This is a genomic window from Leifsonia sp. Soil_N53 (assembly GCF_057655165.1).
Genome location: NZ_JBDGMM010000022.1, coordinates 1 through 16,272 on the forward strand (window position 1 = coordinate 1; position 16,272 = coordinate 16,272).

Below are 16,272 nucleotides of genomic sequence, written 5' to 3' on the forward strand. Positions count from 1 at the left end.
CCGAACGCGCTCGGGACGCCCGCCGCCGGCCCGGCGACCAGCCGCATCGCCTCGCGCGCCGCGCGCTCGAAGCGGCGCTCCGCCGTCATCAGGAACAGGGTGTGGGCGGCGGAGGCCAGCGCAGTGAGGCCCGACGGATACGCGCCCTCCGACGGGTCCACGCGCACCGCGAGACCGGTCGCCTGCAGCAGCGGGTCGCCGCCGCCCGGCACGCCGAACGGGCAGTCCCCCGAACTGTCCACCGCCTCCACGCACAGCTCGACCAGCTCGCGGGCGACGGCCGCGGACTCCACGTCGCCGCTCGCCAGCGCGAGCTCCAGCAGGCCGCCGGCGAGACCCCCGTAGTCCTCGAGCGTCGCCACCGCGTCCGACACCGCGCCGTCCACCGAGGCGCGGGCGAGCGTGCCGTCGGGATGGCGGTGCGTCTCGAGCACGGAACGGGCCGCCTCCGCCGCCGCGGCGATCCAGCCCGGCCGGTCGAGGATGCGGCCCGAGCGCGCGAGCGCGCCGATCGCGAAGCCGTTCCAGCCGGTGAGCACCTTCTCGTCGAGCGCCGGAGGTGTGAGGCGCGCGCGCTCGGCCGGCGGCACCCGGTAGTAGCCGCCCTCCACCCGGGCGCCGTCGATCACACTCTCGGAGTCCTGCGCCGAGGCGAAGGCGCCGCCGGGCCTGCGGAGCACCCCGAGCAGGAAGTCCGCGACGCCGTCGGCCGTGCGCTCGGCCCAGTCCTCGCCGGTCTGCGCCCACGCCGTCGCGTACGCGTCGAGGAGCTGCGCGTTGTCGTACAGCATCCGCTCGTAGTGCGGGTCGCTCCAGTCGCGCCGGGTGGCGTAGCGGAAGAAACCGCCGTCCACCGGATCCAGCAGCGGGGACTCCGCCATCCGGCGCAGGGTCCGGTGCGCCAGCCCGTGCCCCGCCGGCCGGTCGAGCAGGAAGTCCAGCACCGGCGCGACCGGGAACTTCGGCGCGGCGCCGAACCCGCCGAACTGCGGGTCCTCCGTCTCGGCGAGCCGGTCGACCGAGGCGTCGAGCGCGCGCGCGTCGGGGAGGTCGGCGACCGTTGTTGCGCGTGCGGCGGCCGCGGCGAGCGCCTCGCCCACCTTGCCCGCGTCGGCCTCCACCTCGGCTCGGCGCTCCGTCCAGGCGTCGGCGACCGCGTCCAGGATCTGCGTGAACGACGGCCGCCCGCCCGACGCGACCGGCGGGAAATACGTGCCTGCGAAGAACGCGCGACCCGACGAGGTCGCGAACACGGTCAGCGGCCAGCCGAGCCCCTCGGTGAAGGCGCTAGCCGCCGACAGGTAGGCGGCGTCGACGTCGGGATGCTCCTCGCGGTCGACCTTGATCGACACGAACCGCTCGTTCATGAGGGCGGCGACCGCCGGATCGCTGAAGCTCTCCCTGGCCATCACGTGGCACCAGTGGCAGGTCGCGTAACCGATCGAGACGATGACGGGCACGTCGCGGCGGCGCGCCTCGGCGAACGCGTCCGGCCCCCAGGGGAACCAGTCCACCGGGTTTCCCGCGTGCGCGCGCAGGTAGGGACTGATCGCGTCCGCCAGCCGGTTCGTCATGCGCTCACCCTACGACCACGGGCGTGCGCCGGGAGCCCGCTGCGCGACCGCGGTTGGCTTGCTATCGTGGACGATATGGTTGCACACGCAAATACCCCGGCCCTCACCCTGAACAACGGCACGACCATCCCCCAGCTCGGCTTCGGCGTCTTCAAGGTCGACCCGGCCGAGACGACCCGCATCGTCACCGACGCACTGGAGGTCGGCTACCGCCACATCGACACCGCCGCCATCTACGGCAACGAGGAGGGCGTCGGCGCCGCGATCGCCGCCGCCGGCCTCCCGCGCGACGAGCTCTTCGTCACGACGAAGCTCTGGAACGACCGGCAGACCGACGCGGAGGCCGCGTTCGACGAGTCGCTCGCCAAGCTCGGCCTCGACTACGTCGACCTCTACCTCATCCACTGGCCGACGCCGCGGAAGGGCACCTACGTGGAGGCCTGGCGCTCGCTGGAGAAGATCGCCGCCACCGGCCGCGCCAAGGCGATCGGCGTCTCGAACTTCCTGGTCCCGCACCTGCAGAAGCTGCTCGCGGAGACCGAGATCGTGCCGGCCGTCAACCAGATCGAGCTGCACCCGGCGCACCAGCAGCCGGAGGTCACCGCGTTCTCCCGCGAGCACGGCATCCAGATCGAGGCCTGGGGCCCGCTCGGCCAGGGCAAGTACCCGCTGTTCGAGGCTCCGGAGGTCGCCGCCCCGGCCGCCGCGCACGGCAAGACCCCGGCGCAGGTCGTCATCCGCTGGCACCTCCAGACCGGCAACATCGTGTTCCCGAAGTCGAACCGCCGCGAGCGGATGGCGGAGAACTTCGACGTCTTCGACTTCGAGTTGACCGACGCCGAGGTCGCCGCGATCTCGGCGATGGAGCGCGAGGGCCGCGTCAGCGCGCACCCGGACGAGGTCAACTGACCTGCTCGACCGTCCCGTGCGGCTCCGGGCGGGTGCGGAGGCGGGTCCTCCGCGCCCGCCGCGAGGCGGCTAGGCTCGCAGCGTGCGAATCACGACCATCACGGGGAAGATCATCTACATCGTGGGTGGCTTCGGGCTGATCCTCGCGCTCAACTTCTTCATCATCGACCGGCTGGTCAACGCGGCGCTGGACGTGTTGATCGTCGCCGTGCTCAACGTGGCCTACGTGATCCTCGGCACGCGCACCTTCCGCGGCGAGGGCGAGAACCGCGAGGACCCGCGGCCGTGGTGGCGGGCGACCGCGCGACCGGCCGCCGGGTTCTGGCTCGGCGCCGCGCTCGCGGTCCTGGCGTTCATCTCGTGCGTCGGCGCGCTCGCGAGCAAGCCGGAGAACTCCTTCGTGCCCGCGGTCGCGTGCATCAGCTACGCGCTGCTGGCCGCGTTCTACCTCAACTCCTCGTACCGCCTCCGCACGCTCGACACCGCGCCCTGAGCCGGCGGCGGCGGCGGTCGCGGCGGAGGTCGCGGCTCAGTCGGCCAGGGCCTGCGCCTCGAAGCTCGCGACGAGCTCGCGCTTGAGCACCTTGCCGCTCGGGCCGAGCGGGAGGACCTCCAGGATCTCCACCCGCCGCGGGAACTTGTAGGCCGCCACCCGCTCCTGCGCGAACACGACCAGCTCCTCCCCCGTCGCCTCGGAGCCCGGCATCAGCGTGACCGCCGCCATGATCTCCTGACCGTGCGTCTCGTGCGCGACGCCGAACACCGCAACCAGGGCGACGGCGGGATGGGTCGAGAGCGCCTCCTCGACCTCGCGCGGGTACACGTTGTAGCCGTTGCGGACGATCATGTCCTTCTTGCGGTCCACGATCGTGATGTAGTCGTCGTCGCTCTTCGTGCCGAGGTCGCCGGTGCGGAACCAGCCGTCCACCACCGCCTCCGCGTTCGCCTCCGGGAGGTTGAGGTAGCCCTTCATCAGGTTGTGGCCGCGCACCACGATCTCGCCGAGCTCGCCGCGCGGCAGCAGCCGGATGGCGTCGTCCACCTCCGGATCGGCGATCTCCACGTCCACGCCCCAGATCGGCTGACCGACGGTGCCGACCCGGGTCGGGCGGCCGCGGTGGTTGAACGAGGCGACCGGAGAGGTCTCGGTGAGGCCGTAGCCCTCGTGCACGTCGATGCCGTAGACCTCCTTCATCTGCTCGATGACGGCGACCGGGATGGCCGCGCCTCCGCTCATGCCGTAGCGCAGCGGCGGCCGTTCGGGATCGGTCTTGGCGGCCTCCAGCAGCGCGATGTACATGGTCGGCACGCCGGTCATGATCGTGCAGGCGTGCGCGTTGAGCAGCCGCAGCGCGGTGGCGCCGTCGAACTTCGGCACCAGGACGACGGCGGCGCCCGCGCGGAAGCCCATGTTCATCACGCAGGTCTGCCCGAACGTGTGGAAGAGCGGGAGGCAGCCCAGGATGCGGTCGGTCGGCTCGATGTCGAGGGTGCCGGCGAGGAGCACGTTGACCTGCTCGACGAGCGAGAAGTGGCACCCCTCCGCGCCCTTCGGCTTCCCGGTCGTCCCACTGGTGTAGAGGATGGTCGCGGTGTCCACCGGGTCGCGCGGCACGTACGTGACGATCGGCTCGGCGGCGGCAGCGGCGTCCTCCAGCCGCGGGAACGGCAGCTGCTCGAGCAGCTCGTCGGGGACCAGGACGGAGAGCGTGCCCACCCCGGCGAGCGCTGCGCCCTTCGCGCCCTCCGCCAGCAGCGGAGCGGCGCAGATCAGCAGCGTCGAGCCGGAGTCGCGCAGCACGTACTCGATCTCGGCAGCCTTGAGGAGGGCGTGGATGGGGACGACCACCGCGCCGAGGGCGAGCACCGCGTAGTACGCCCGCGGGAAGTCGGGCACGTTCGGGATCATCAGGGCGACCCGGTCGCCCGGCCCGACGCCGAGGTCGCGCAGCGCGCCCGCGTAGCCGCGGGTCTGATCCCAGAGGTCGCGGTAGGAGATCTCCTGGCCGTTGAAGATCAGGGCCACGTTGTCGGGCATCCGGTGCGCGGTCTCGGCCAGGATGCTGGCGACGGACATGGTGGCGAAGCCGTGAGGCATGGCGGGGCTCCTTCGTCGACGGTGACGTGACCCGGTCGGGTTGAGGGAAACCTACGTCACGGTCCCGGCTGCCGCAATGCCCCGTTCGCGGCGCTCCCCACGCGCCCCGCCTCGGCCGAGGGGGCGGGATTAGCTGCCGAGGATGGAGCGCAGTGTGGCCGTGTAGTCCTCGAACGCGCGGCGGCCGGTGGTGGTCAGCGCGAGGTAGGTGACCGGCACCCGCCCGCGGTGCGCCTTCTCGACCTCCACGTAGCCGGCGTCCTCCAGCTTGCGCAGGTGCGTCGCGAGGTTGCCGGCGGTGAGGTCGAGAAGCTCCTGGAGCCGCGGGAAGGACATGCTCCCGCCGTCGGGGACCGTCGCCAGGGTCGCGGTGATCTTGAGCCGGGCGGCCGCGTGGATGACCGGGTCGAGCTCGTCCACGCCGGTCACCGCCGCGGGGCCATCGTGCGCAGGGTGACGAGAGCGCCCGCGCCGAACACGACGGCGCCCGCGATCGCCATGAGCAGGAGGTTCGGCCCGAGCCCCAGGAAGGGCGCGACCGCGCCGACGAACAGGAGGGCGAGCCCGAGCACCAGCTGGAGGCGGTCGTGCCAGATGGCCGCTCCGGCGAGGTAGAGCGTGCCGCACATGAGCGCGTAGGCGCTCGGGAAGTAGATCCCGGGGAGGTCGCCCGGCATCCCCTCGGCGATCAGGCCGATGCCGAGCAGTGCGAACGCGATGGAGCACACCGACCAGGAGATGCCGTAGACCGTGCCGGCGAACTGGGAGTCGCCGCGCACGCCGCGGCCGATCCGCGAGCCTATCACGGCGGAGGCGACGATCGACGCGACGATGAGGGCGCCGAACACGATCCCGGCGGCGACCGGGTCGACGGCGCCGAGCTGCGCCAGGTAGAGGGCGAGGAAGCCGACCATCCAGGCCACCGCCCACACGGTGTAGAGCCAGACCACGGGCATGCGGAGGCCTCGGTCGACGCGGCGTTGCTGACCGTCGATGAGGTCGAGCATCTCTCTGGCGTCTCCGGACAGGTTCTCATTCATGCATACTTTGTAACACAAAGTACTCTGCTGACGCAAGAGTTTTGCGACGCCGTGGATGGATAGACTGGAGGGCTCATGTCCGCATCGGTCGCCCTCCCCCGCATCGTGTTCCCGCCCGAGCTGCCCGTCAGCCAGAAGCGGGACGACATCGCGCGCGCCATCAGCGAGAACCAGGTCGTGATCGTCGCCGGCGAGACCGGGTCGGGCAAGACGACGCAGCTGCCCAAGATCTGCCTGGAGCTCGGCCGGGAGAGCATCGGACACACCCAGCCGCGGCGGCTCGCGGCCCGCACGATCGCCGAGCGAATCGCCGAGGAGGTCGGCCAGAGCGTCGGCGAGCTGGTCGGCTACCAGGTGCGCTTCACCGACCGGGTGTCCGCCGCGACGCGCATCAAGCTGATGACGGACGGCATCCTGCTCAACGAGATCCACCGCGACCGGCTGCTGCGCGGCTACGACACGATCATCATCGACGAGGCGCACGAGCGCAGCCTCAACATCGACTTCCTGCTCGGCTACCTGCGCGAGCTGCTGCCGAAGCGCCCCGACCTCAAGGTGATCATCACCTCCGCCACCATCGACCCGGAGAGCTTCGCCGCGCACTTCGCCGCCGCGGACGGCACGCCCGCCCCGATCGTGGAGGTCTCCGGCCGCACCTACCCCGTCGAGCTGCGCTACCGGCCGCTGGTCGCGGAGGCGCTGGAGGCGGACGAGGACGACCCGGACCCGGTCCCCGCCGCCGACCGCGACTACCTCCAGGGCATCAACGACGCTCTGGACGAGCTCGCCCGCGAGGCGCCGGGCGACGTGCTGGTCTTCCTCTCCGGCGAGAACGAGATCCGCGACGCCGCCGACGCGATCCGCGGCCGCAACCTCCCCGGCACCGAGGTGCTGCCGCTGTACGGGAGGCTGTCCTCCGCCGAGCAGCACCGCGTCTTCCAGCCGTCCACCATGCCCGGCGTCCGGCGGCGCGTCGTGCTCGCCACCAACGTGGCCGAGACCAGCCTCACCGTGCCGGGCATCAAGTATGTGGTGGATGCGGGCACGGCCCGGATCAGCCGCTACTCGACGCGCGCCAAGGTGCAGCGCCTCCCCATCGAGGCGATCTCGCAGGCGAGCGCCAACCAGCGCTCCGGCCGGTCGGGCCGCACCAGCGACGGCATCGCGATCCGGCTGTACTCGCAGGAGGACTTCGAGAAGCGGCCGGAGTTCACCGAGCCGGAGATCCTGCGCACCAACCTCGCGGCCGTCATCCTGCAGATGATCTCGCTCGGACTGGGCGACATCGCGGCGTTCCCGTTCCTGACGCCGCCGGACTCGCGCGGCATCAAGGACGGGCTCGACCTGCTGGCGGAGCTCGGGGCGACCCGCTCGTCGACCCGTTCCGGCGGCATCGAGCTGACGAAGATCGGCTCCCAGCTCGCCCGCCTCCCGATCGACCCGCGTTTCGCCCGCATGGTGGTGGAGTCCAAGCGGCACAACACCTCCCGGGAGGTCATGGCGATCGTCTCCGGCCTCACGATCCAGGACGTCCGCGAGCGCCCGGTCGAGAAGCGCGGCAGCGCGGACGAGAAGCACGCCAGGTTCATCGACCCGACCAGCGACTTCCTCACCCTGCTCAACCTCTGGAACTACCTGGAGGAGCAGCAGCGCGAGCTGTCCTCCAGCGCGTTCCGGCGGCTGTGCAAGGCCGAGTACCTCAACTTCCTGCGCGTGCGCGAGTGGCAGGACGTGTACCGGCAGCTGCGGCAGCTCGCCCGGCCGCTGGAGCTCAGCATCGGCGAGCCCTCGGTCAACCCGGACGGCATCCACCGCTCGCTGCTGGCCGGGCTGCTGTCGCACCTCGGACTCAAGGATGTGCGCGAGAGCGGGAACAAGGGCTCGGCGCGCGGCCAGCGCCAGTCCGAGTACCTGGGCGCGCGGCAGGCCCGGTTCGTGATCTTCCCCGGCTCGGCGCTCGCCAAGAAGCAGCCGAACGCGATCATGTCCGCGGAGCTCGTGGAGACCTCCCGGCTGTTCGCTCGGATGAACGCGGCGATCGACCCCGCCTGGGCCGAGCCGATCGCGGGCGACCTCTGCAAACGGCAGTACAGCGAGCCGCACTGGGAGAAGAGCCAGGGCGCCGTCGTCGCCTACGAGCGCGTCACGCTGTACGGCGTCCCGATCATCCCGCGCCGCCGTGTGCAGTACGCCCGGATCGACGCCGAGCTCTCCCGTGAGCTGTTCATCCGGCACGCCCTCGTGGACGGCGAATGGGACTCCCGGCAGGCGTTCGACCGCGCCAACCGCAAGCTGCTCGCGGAGTTGCGCGAGCTGGAGGAGCGCACCCGCCGCCGCGACATCCTCAACGACGACGAGGCCGTGTTCGAGTTCTACGACGCGCGCATCCCGGCGGACGTGGTCTCGACCCGCTCGTTCGAGGGCTGGTGGAAGAAGGCGCGGAACGAGACCCCCGACCTCCTGACCATGACGGCGGAGGCGCTGCTCGAGGACGACGCGGCCGGGATCGACGAGGAGGCCTTCCCTCCGGTCTGGCGGCAGGGCGACCAGCGGCTCACGCTGCGCTACCGGTTCGAGCCGGGCGCGGAGGACGACGGCGTCACCGTGCAGGTGCCGCTGCCGCTGCTCGCGGGGCTCGTGCCGGACGGCTTCGACTGGCAGGTGCCCGGCCTTCGCCAGGAGCTGGTGACCGCGATGATCAAGTCGCTGCCGAAGGCGATCCGCCGCCAGGTCGTGCCCGCCGCCGACTGGGCCAAGCGGCTGCTCGGCGAGCTGTCCAGCGCGGCCGGGATGTCCGCCCACGACGGGCGGCGACCGGCGGCCTCCCTCGCCGACACGCTCGCGGCCACCATCTCGCGGCAGACCGGCTCGCGCGTCACGGGCGCGGATTTCGACCTGGAGCGGCTGCCCGCCCACCTGCGGCCGACGTTCCAGGTGATCGGCGAGCGCGGCCGCCCGGTCGCGAGCGGCAAGGACCTCATGGCCCTGCAGGACCGACTGCGCTCCCGGGCGCGCGACTCGGTCGCCCGGGTCGCGGAGGCGCGCACGCCCGACGCGATCGAGCGCTCCGGACTCACCACCTGGGACCTGGACGAGCTCCCCCGGCACCTGGACACCACCCAGAAGGGCCCGGGCGGCACGACGAACACGATCCGCGCCTACCCCGCCCTCGTGGACGACGGCGCGAGCGTCAGCATCCGGCTGATGTCGACGCCCGCCGAGCAGGCGCGCGCCCTGCCGGGCGGGGTCAGGAGGCTGCTGCTGGCGAGCATCCCGTCGCCGGTCGCGTACGTGCAGCAGCACCTCACGGCGAACGAGAAGCTGACGCTCGCCGCGAGCCCGTACCCCAACACGAAGGCGCTGTTCGACGACTGCCTGCTCGCGGTGGTCGACTCGGTGCTCTACCGGATGAAGCCCGACGGCCAGCTCTTCATGCGCGCCGAGTTCGAGGCGGTCCGCGACCGGGTGTCCGGGGTCGTGATGGACTCGATGTTCGAGACGGTCGCTCTGGTCACGCGCATCCTGACCGCCGCGCGCGCCGCGGAGAAGTCGATCGCGGGGACGACCTCGCTCACCTACCTGCCGTCGCTGAACGACGCGAAGACGCAACTGGCCGGGCTGGTCTACCCGGGCTTCGTGTCGGCGACCGGCCTGACCCAGCTCGCGCACCTCCCGCGCTACCTGAACGGGATCACGCAGCGGATGCAGGCGCTCCCGACGAACCCGGGGCGCGACCGGGCCTGGCAGACGCAGGTGGAGACCGCGACCGCGCTCTACACGGAGGCCGGCGGCCGCATCCCGCCGGAGGCGCACGCTCCGGAGAACCTGACGCACGCCCGCTGGATGCTGGAGGAGTTCCGCGTCTCCCTCTTCGCCCAGTCCCTCGGCACCGCCGAGACCGTGTCGATCCAGCGCATCCGCAAAGTCCTCACCGGCTGAGCCGCCATCAGTTCCGGAGTTGTGTACGCGACACGCCGTGGCTGGGCGTACACGACTCCGGAACTGATGGCTGGGGGCGGTTAGACGGGGAGGTGGAAGCCGCCGTTGGAGTGGAGGAGCTGGCCGGTGACCCAGCCGCCGGAGGGCGAGAGCAGGAACGCGACGAGGTCGGCGGTGTCCTGCGGCCGGCCGAGGCGGCCCAGGGCGGTCTCGGCCGCCAGCGCATCGGCGAGGTCGGGGGTCATCCAGCCGGTGTCGATCGGCCCGGGATTGATCAGGTTCGCGGTGATGCCGAGGTGGGCGAGCTCCACGGCGGCGGCGATGACGATACGGTCGAGCGCTCCCTTGCTGGCGCCGTACGGGAGGTTGTGCGCGGTGTGGTCGCTGGTCAGGGCGACGATGCGGCCGAGCGCCGGCCCGGCGGTCTCCGCGGGCGCCTCGAACTGCTCGGCGAAGGCCTTGATCAGCAGCCAGGTGCCGCGGGTGTTGACCGCGAAGTGCCGGTCGAACGCCTCGACGCCCGTGTCGAGGACGCCGCTGTCGACGGAGTGCGCATGGCTGGCGACGAGTGCGCGGACGGGGCCGAGGCCTGCGCGGACGCGGTCGATCGCACGCGCCGGCGCCTCGGGATGGGCGAGGTCGACCGCGACGGGGAGCGCCCGGACGCCGAAGGCCCGCAGCTCGTCCGCGAAGGCGTCGTGCCCGCGCTCCGGCGCGCCCCACGGCATCGCGGCGTCGTAGTCGTCCCAGAAGGCGAAGGCCACATCCCAGCCGAGCGAGGCCTGGTTGCGGGCGATCGCCGCGCCGATGGAGTTCGGCCGGCTCGCGCCGGTGACGAAGACCACGGGACGCGAAGAGCGGGCCTCGTTGTCCATCCGACGATTGTGTCAGACGGCCGCGACGCCCGCTCCGCGAACCCCGGTGCTACAGCACCTTCGACAGGAACGCCTGCGTGCGCTGGTGCTGCGGGTTCGCCAGCACCTCGCGCGGGTCGCCCGACTCCACGACGACGCCGCCGTCCATGAAGACCAGCTCGTCCGCGACCTCGCGGGCGAAGCCCATCTCGTGGGTGACGACGACCATCGTCATCCCGGAGGCCGCCAGGCCCTTCATGACGTCGAGCACCTCGCCGACCAGCTCGGGGTCGAGCGCCGAGGTGGGCTCGTCGAAGAGCATCAGCTTCGGGTCCATCGCCAGCGCGCGGGCGATCGCCACGCGCTGCTGCTGGCCGCCGGAGAGCTGCGACGGGTAGTGGTCGCCCTTGTCGGCGAGGCCGACGCGCACGAGCAGCTCGTTCGCCCGCTCCACGGCCCGCGCCTTCGGCAGTCCCTTGACGCGGATCGGCGCCTCGATGATGTTCTCCAGCGCCGTCATGTGCGGGAACAGGTTGAAGCGCTGGAACACCATGCCGATCTCGCGGCGCTGGCGGGAGGCCTCCTTCGGCTTCAGCTCGTAGAGCTTGTCGCCGTGCTGGCGGTAGCCGACAACCTGGCCGTCGACCGACAGCCGGCCGGCGTCCACCCGCTCCAGGTGGTTGATGCAGCGCAGGAAGGTGGACTTGCCCGAGCCGGACGGGCCGATGATGCAGAGGACCTCGCCCGGCCGCACGGACAGCGAGATGGACTTGAGCACCTCGTTCGAGCCGAAGCTCTTGGAGACGCCCTCGGCGAGGACCATCGGCGTGACGCCTGCCCTCACGGTCGAGTTCTGTGATGGCGCGTCGGTCATCCCTTGCCTCCCAGGTCGTTGCCGTCGGGTGCGCCGGCCGCCGGCAGCGCGCCCGTGGCGAGCGCCGGCTCCTTGTTGTCCGGCCGCCGCATGTTGACGCCCCGCGAGAACCGCTTCTCGAGGAAGTACTGGCCGATCATCAGGATCGACGTGAACAGCAGGTACCACAGCGACGCGACGATCAGCAGCGGGATCGGCGTGTACGTGACCGCGGAGATGTCGCGCGCGACACCGTACAGGTCGGTGGTGAGCGGGATCGCCGCGACCAGCGAGGTGGTCTTCAGCATCGAGATGACCTCGTTGCCGGTCGGCGGGATGATCACGCGCATGGCCTGCGGGATGACGATGCGCGTCATGGTCTGCCACCAGGACATGCCGAGCGCGGTCGCCGCCTCCTCCTGGCCCTGGTCGACCGAGAGCAGGCCGGCGCGCACGATCTCGGCCATATACGCCGCCTCGTTGAGCGCCAGGCCGATGATCGCGATGACGAACGCGTTCTGCATGAAGTCGAGGTTGATCGTCACGCCGAAGTCGGTCCACGGCACACCGAGGAAGATGTGCGGGTAGATCAGCGAGAACAGGCCCCAGAACACCAGCTGCACGTAGACCGGCGTGCCGCGGAAGATCCAGAGGTAGAGCCAGGCGACGGATTTGACGACCGGGTTCGGCGAGAGCCGCATCACGGCCAGGACCAGGCCGAGGATGACGCCGATCACCATCGAGTAGATCGTGAGCTGAAGGGTCACGAGCGCAGCAGCACTGATGCGCCTGTCGAAGACGTACTTGCCGACGTACTGCCAGCCGTACGCCTCGCGCTGCGAGGCGTCGACGACGAACCAGACGAACAGCAGGACGAGCACGATCGCGATGACGATCCGCCACGGGTGGCGGAGCTTGATCGCCTTGATCGGCTCGGACGGCGGGGCGCCGGCCGGCGACGGGACTGCTCCCGTCGCCGGACCGGCAGGAATGCCCTGCGACATCAGGTCAGCCCTTCGACGCCGCGTTGATGTCCGCGGTGGTCACGCTGCCGTCGGCGACGCCCCACTTGTCGAGGATCTTCTTGTAGGTGCCGTCGTCGATCAGCGACTGGATGGTCTTCTGGAGGACCGGGGTCAGGTCGGAGTTCTTGGCGACCGGGATGCCGTACGGGGCGACGTCGAAGGTCTTGCCGGCCTCCTGGAGCTTGCCGTTCGACTTCGAGATGGCGTACAGGGTGACGGGCGAGTCGGCGCTGAGCGCGTCCGCCTTGCCGAGGATGACCGCGTTGGTCGCGTCGTCCTGGTTGTCGTAGCGCAGCGCCTGGATCGCCGGCTTGCCCTTGTCGGTGCAGGCCTTCGACTTGGCGGGCACCTCGTCGGTGTCCTCGTACGTGGTCGACTGCACGGCCACCTTGAGGCCGCAGGCGTTGTCGGGGTCGACGTCCTTGCCCTTGGCCGACGCCCACAGGATGCCGGCGTTGTAGTAGTTGACGAAGTCGACCTGCTTCTCGCGCTCGACCGTGTCGGTGAACGACGACATCCCGAAGTCGTCCTTGCCTCCGGTGATGCTCGGGATGATGTTGTCGAACTTGGCGATCGCGTAGTTGATCTTCACACCGAGTTTGGCCCCGATGGCGTTGGTGAAGTCGACCTCCCAGCCGACCGGGTTGCCGTTGTCGTCCTTGAACTCGTTCGGCGGGTAGGTGTCGTCCATGCCGACGGTCAGCACGCCGGCCGACTTGATCTTCGAGGGGAGGCTGTTGGCGAGCGTGTCGTCCTTCTTCACGTCGGACGCGGCGCTCGACGCTGAGCTGCTCGACGAGGGGGTGGAGTTGTCGACACAGCCGGAGAGCGCGAGCGCTGCCACGGCGGCGAGGGCGGCCACGGGGGCCACGGAACGGATGCGCATGATGGTTATCGTCCTTCTTCCTGGTGCAGGGTGTGCAGGAGGGGTAAGGGGAGGATACCCCAGGCCCCACGCGTTACATGCATACTAAATCGCGCGTGAAACGCTAGTTTTCGTGCAAGTTTCGCAGAGATTACCGGTTCTATTGCGCGGAATCCGTTGTCGGAGTCATCCGGAGACGCCGAATGCGCGCGACGCGCCGCGCCGCGCTAGGGTCGGGTCGTGATCGAACCGCAATCCGGCCTCGCCGCGACCGCCCGCGTGGTCGTCACCCGTCCCGACGATCCACTCGCCGCGCCGCTGGTCGAGGAGCTCTCCCGCGAGTACGACGAACGGTACGGATTCAACGACGGCATCCCGTCGTCGGCCGAGCTCTCGCGGTATCCCGCCGAGCGTTTCACAGCCGAGGAGGGCGGGACCTTCCTGCTTCTGGTGGACGAAGACGGCACCGCGGTCGCGGGCGGCGCGTTCATGCGCGAGGACGAGTCCACCGTGGAGGTCAAACGGGTCTGGACGCACTCCGGGTTCCGCCGGCAGGGCCTCGCCAGGCGGGTGATGGCCGAGCTGGAGGCGGAGGCCGCCCGGCGCGGGGTCGCCTCGGTCGTGCTCACCACCGGCGCCCGGCAGCCCGAGGCGGTGGCGCTGTACCTCTCGCTCGGCTACTCGCCGCTGTTCGACCTCGACGACGACTGGGAGCGCGTGTCCTACCTCGGGTTCCGCAAGGACCTCTGAGACCCGTGTGCTACTGTCCTGAAGCCGGTGATCACCGGCTTCAGGGAAGACGCCTCGTTGACCGTTGGATCGCCATTCGGTCCGGCCACGATCCCGTCGCCTCCTCTGTATCGATCAGAGGAGCTGCAATGTCCGTGTCCCCACGCGCCGTCGTCTACTGCGAAGGTCTGTTCGGCGAGCCCGACGGCAAGACCGCGAACGGTCTGGTGCGCTCGTCGGAGAGCTACGAGATCGTCGCCGTCATCGACAGCACCCGGGCCGGTCAGGACGCCGGCGCGCTGCTCGACGGCGTGGCCAACGGCGTCCCCGTGCTCGCGAGCCTGGCCGAGGTGGTCGACCAGCTCCCCGCGGCGCCCGACGTGCTGATCGTCGGCATGGCTCCGGCGAGCGGCATGCTCTCCCCCGCCGACCGACTCGTCCTGCTCGACGGCATCGCCCGCGGCCTGGACATCGTGAACGGCCTGCACGAATTCCTCGGGGACGACCCGGAGTTCGCCGCCGCCGCGGTGATCGCCGGCGTCAGCATCACGGATGTGCGCCGCCCGAAGCCCACGAAGGACCTCCGGCTGTTCACGGGCCGGATCGCGGAGGTCACCTGCCCGCGCATCGCGGTGCTCGGCACCGACGGCGCGATCGGCAAGCGCACCACGACCACCCTCCTGGTGCAGGCGCTCAACGCCCGCGGAATACGAGCCGTCATGGTCGGCACCGGCCAGACCGCCCTGATCCAGGGCGCCCGCTACGGCGTGGCGCTGGATGCGACCGTGCCGCAGTTCTGCTCGGGCGAGGTCGAGGGCCAGGTGCTCGACGCCTTCGAGAACGAGAGTCCCGACGTCATCGTCGTCGAAGGCCAGGGCGCGCTGAGCCATCCCGCCTACCTGACCTCGGCGTACATCCTCCGCGGCAGCCGGCCGGAGGCCGTCATCGTGCAGCACGCCCCCGCGCGCGCGGTCCTGGACGACTACCCCGCGATCGCGATGCCGACGGTGGCGAGCGAGATCGCCCTGATCGAGGCCTTCGCCGAGACCAGGGTTATCGGCGTGACGGTCAACCACGAGCACCTGTCCGACAGTCAGCTCGGCGACGCGATCGATCAGCTCGAGCTCGACCTCGGCATCCCGGCCACCGATCCGCTGACCCGGAATCTCGACGAACTGGTCGGGATGGTGCTGCTCGCGTTCCCCGCCCTCGCAGCCATCGCGGCTCCGCTCGCCGCCGTGAGCTGACCCGGGCTCAGGTGCGGTCGGCGCGGATGGCGTAGTCGAGGCCGAGCAGGCTCTCGGTCGCGCGCACGAGGTCGTCTGCCGCGCGTCCGTCGAGACTGGCATCCACCGCCGCCGCGAGCCGGGCCGTGCCGGCCCCGGAGGGAGCGGCGTCGAGCACGCCGAGCAGGTCCGCTGCGTGCAGCGCCTCGATCGCGACGACCTCGGAGGTCCGTGCGAGCGAGCGCTGCAGGAGCCGCAGTGCCAGCGGCGCGTAGGTCGCGTGATCCTCCACGCCCGACAGCGTCGAGCTGCCGAGCGTGGCCGGAGCCGCGAGCTGCCGCACCTCGGCGACCGCGTCGGCGGCCGCGTAGAGGAGGAGCCCGGGGATCCGGGTGCGGCCCTCCCGGCGCGCGGGGGCGAGCGCCGACGAGAGCGCAGCCGTCCGGCGCTCCGAGGCCTCTGCCACGTGGGCCAGCGCCAGACGCAGGTTCTCCAGGGCGAGCGCCAGCGGAAGCGCCTGGAAGTTGCCGCCGGAGACGAGCCGGCCGCTCGGGAGGTCGACCACCGGGTTCTCGGAGCGCGCGGCGAGCTCGACCTCCAGCTCGGTGCGCAATCGGGCGACCGATTCGCGGAGCGCGCCGTGCAGTTGCGGCGCTGTGCGGAACGCCAGCGGGTCCTGCACGCTGACCGTGCGATCGGGAGCCTCCAGGCCGCTGCCGTCCAGTGCGGCGCGGATCGCCTGCGCGGACGCCTGCTGGCCGGACCCGCCTCGCGCCTCCGCGACGGCGGATGAATAGGGGCTGAGATTTCCGGCCGGTCCCGCCGCCCCGACCGCCTCCAGCGACAGCGCGACGACCAGGTCCAGTGCCTCCGCGAGCTGCCGCGCAGCGACGGCCGCGAGCGAGCCGACCCCGACGCTCAGCGCGTTGGCGCTCAGCGCGGCGAGCGCCTCGTGCGGCGCGAGCTCGATCGGCTGCAGACCCGCGTCGGCGAGCGCGGCCGCGGCCGGCAGTTCCTCACCGGCGCGGAGGACGACCCCGGTGCCGATGACGACGGCGGCCACCTCCGCGAGCGCGGTCAGGTCGGCGGCCCCGACCGAGCCGCGCGACGGGATGCGCGGGGCCACGCCCGCGTTGAGCAGAGCCGCGTACGCGTCGGCG

The 16,272-nt window shown here is 71.2% G+C and carries 14 protein-coding genes; 5 read left to right on the forward strand and 9 right to left on the reverse strand.

Annotated elements, in window-relative coordinates; genetic code table 11:
* Window positions 1-1,574, reverse strand: a 1,574-nt coding sequence (locus tag AC3A3H_RS01060; protein WP_487612682.1) for a thioredoxin domain-containing protein, incomplete at its 3' end; no start/stop codon positions are given.
* 75 nt (window positions 1,575-1,649) lie between these two features.
* On the opposite strand from AC3A3H_RS01060, the gene AC3A3H_RS01065 reads away from it, so the two are divergent.
* Window positions 1,650-2,483, forward strand: a complete 834-nt coding sequence (locus AC3A3H_RS01065; RefSeq protein WP_487612683.1) for an aldo/keto reductase — start codon at window positions 1,650-1,652, stop codon at window positions 2,481-2,483.
* A gap of 82 nt (window positions 2,484-2,565) precedes the next feature.
* Window positions 2,566-2,976 carry a hypothetical protein gene (locus AC3A3H_RS01070; protein ID WP_487612684.1) on the forward strand — a complete coding sequence of 137 codons (411 nt, stop codon included), beginning with the start codon at window positions 2,566-2,568 and terminating at the stop codon, window positions 2,974-2,976.
* A 36-nt stretch (window positions 2,977-3,012) separates the two neighbouring features.
* Here AC3A3H_RS01070 and AC3A3H_RS01075 read toward each other — a convergent pair whose 3' ends face one another.
* The 3 genes from AC3A3H_RS01075 to AC3A3H_RS01085 form a co-directional block, all read right to left on the reverse strand.
* Complete coding sequence (locus AC3A3H_RS01075; protein WP_487612685.1) at window positions 3,013-4,581, reverse strand: long-chain-fatty-acid--CoA ligase; 1,569 nt, start codon at window positions 4,579-4,581, stop codon at window positions 3,013-3,015.
* 129 nt (window positions 4,582-4,710) lie between these two features.
* Entirely contained in the window at window positions 4,711-5,001 is a 291-nt protein-coding gene (locus AC3A3H_RS01080; protein ID WP_487612695.1) for a transcriptional regulator, read from the reverse strand.
* A 5-nt stretch (window positions 5,002-5,006) separates the two neighbouring features.
* A complete protein-coding gene (locus AC3A3H_RS01085; protein ID WP_487612686.1) occupies window positions 5,007-5,621 on the reverse strand; it encodes a hypothetical protein in 615 nt (204 codons plus the stop codon).
* Between the two features lie 75 nt (window positions 5,622-5,696).
* Here AC3A3H_RS01085 and hrpA point away from each other — a divergent pair, with 75 nt between their 5' ends.
* Window positions 5,697-9,560: an ATP-dependent RNA helicase HrpA gene (gene hrpA, locus AC3A3H_RS01090; RefSeq protein ID WP_487612687.1), complete on the forward strand. Its 3,864-nt coding sequence runs from the start codon at window positions 5,697-5,699 to the stop codon at window positions 9,558-9,560.
* A gap of 80 nt (window positions 9,561-9,640) precedes the next feature.
* On the opposite strand, the gene AC3A3H_RS01095 is transcribed toward hrpA, so the two are convergent.
* The 4 genes from AC3A3H_RS01095 to AC3A3H_RS01110 are packed head-to-tail and all read right to left on the reverse strand — an operon-like array spanning window position 9,641 to window position 13,178.
* Window positions 9,641-10,435, reverse strand: coding sequence for an SDR family oxidoreductase (locus AC3A3H_RS01095; RefSeq protein ID WP_487612688.1), 795 nt, complete (start codon window positions 10,433-10,435; stop codon window positions 9,641-9,643).
* Between the two features lie 49 nt (window positions 10,436-10,484).
* Window positions 10,485-11,288: an amino acid ABC transporter ATP-binding protein gene (locus AC3A3H_RS01100; RefSeq protein WP_487612689.1), complete on the reverse strand. Its 804-nt coding sequence runs from the start codon at window positions 11,286-11,288 to the stop codon at window positions 10,485-10,487.
* Window positions 11,285-12,271 carry an amino acid ABC transporter permease gene (locus AC3A3H_RS01105; protein ID WP_487612690.1) on the reverse strand — a complete coding sequence of 329 codons (987 nt, stop codon included), beginning with the start codon at window positions 12,269-12,271 and terminating at the stop codon, window positions 11,285-11,287. Before AC3A3H_RS01105 ends, AC3A3H_RS01100 begins: the two co-directional genes overlap by 4 nt.
* 4 nt (window positions 12,272-12,275) lie before the next feature.
* Complete coding sequence (locus AC3A3H_RS01110) at window positions 12,276-13,178, reverse strand: ABC transporter substrate-binding protein (RefSeq protein ID WP_487612691.1); 903 nt, start codon at window positions 13,176-13,178, stop codon at window positions 12,276-12,278.
* Window positions 13,179-13,397: 219 nt separating this feature from the next.
* On the opposite strand from AC3A3H_RS01110, the gene AC3A3H_RS01115 reads away from it, so the two are divergent.
* Together AC3A3H_RS01115 and AC3A3H_RS01120 are read left to right on the forward strand one after the other, a co-directional pair.
* Complete coding sequence (locus tag AC3A3H_RS01115) at window positions 13,398-13,907, forward strand: GNAT family N-acetyltransferase (RefSeq protein ID WP_487612692.1); 510 nt, start codon at window positions 13,398-13,400, stop codon at window positions 13,905-13,907.
* Between the two features lie 128 nt (window positions 13,908-14,035).
* The gene (locus AC3A3H_RS01120; RefSeq protein WP_487612693.1) at window positions 14,036-15,133 is read left to right on the forward strand and encodes an N-acetyltransferase DgcN family protein; all 1,098 of its coding nucleotides are present in this window, start codon (window positions 14,036-14,038) and stop codon (window positions 15,131-15,133) included.
* Between the two features lie 7 nt (window positions 15,134-15,140).
* Here the strand turns inward: AC3A3H_RS01120 and AC3A3H_RS01125 are convergent.
* A partial coding sequence (locus tag AC3A3H_RS01125) for an aromatic amino acid ammonia-lyase (protein ID WP_487612694.1) occupies window positions 15,141-16,272 on the reverse strand: 1,132 nt, incomplete at its 5' end.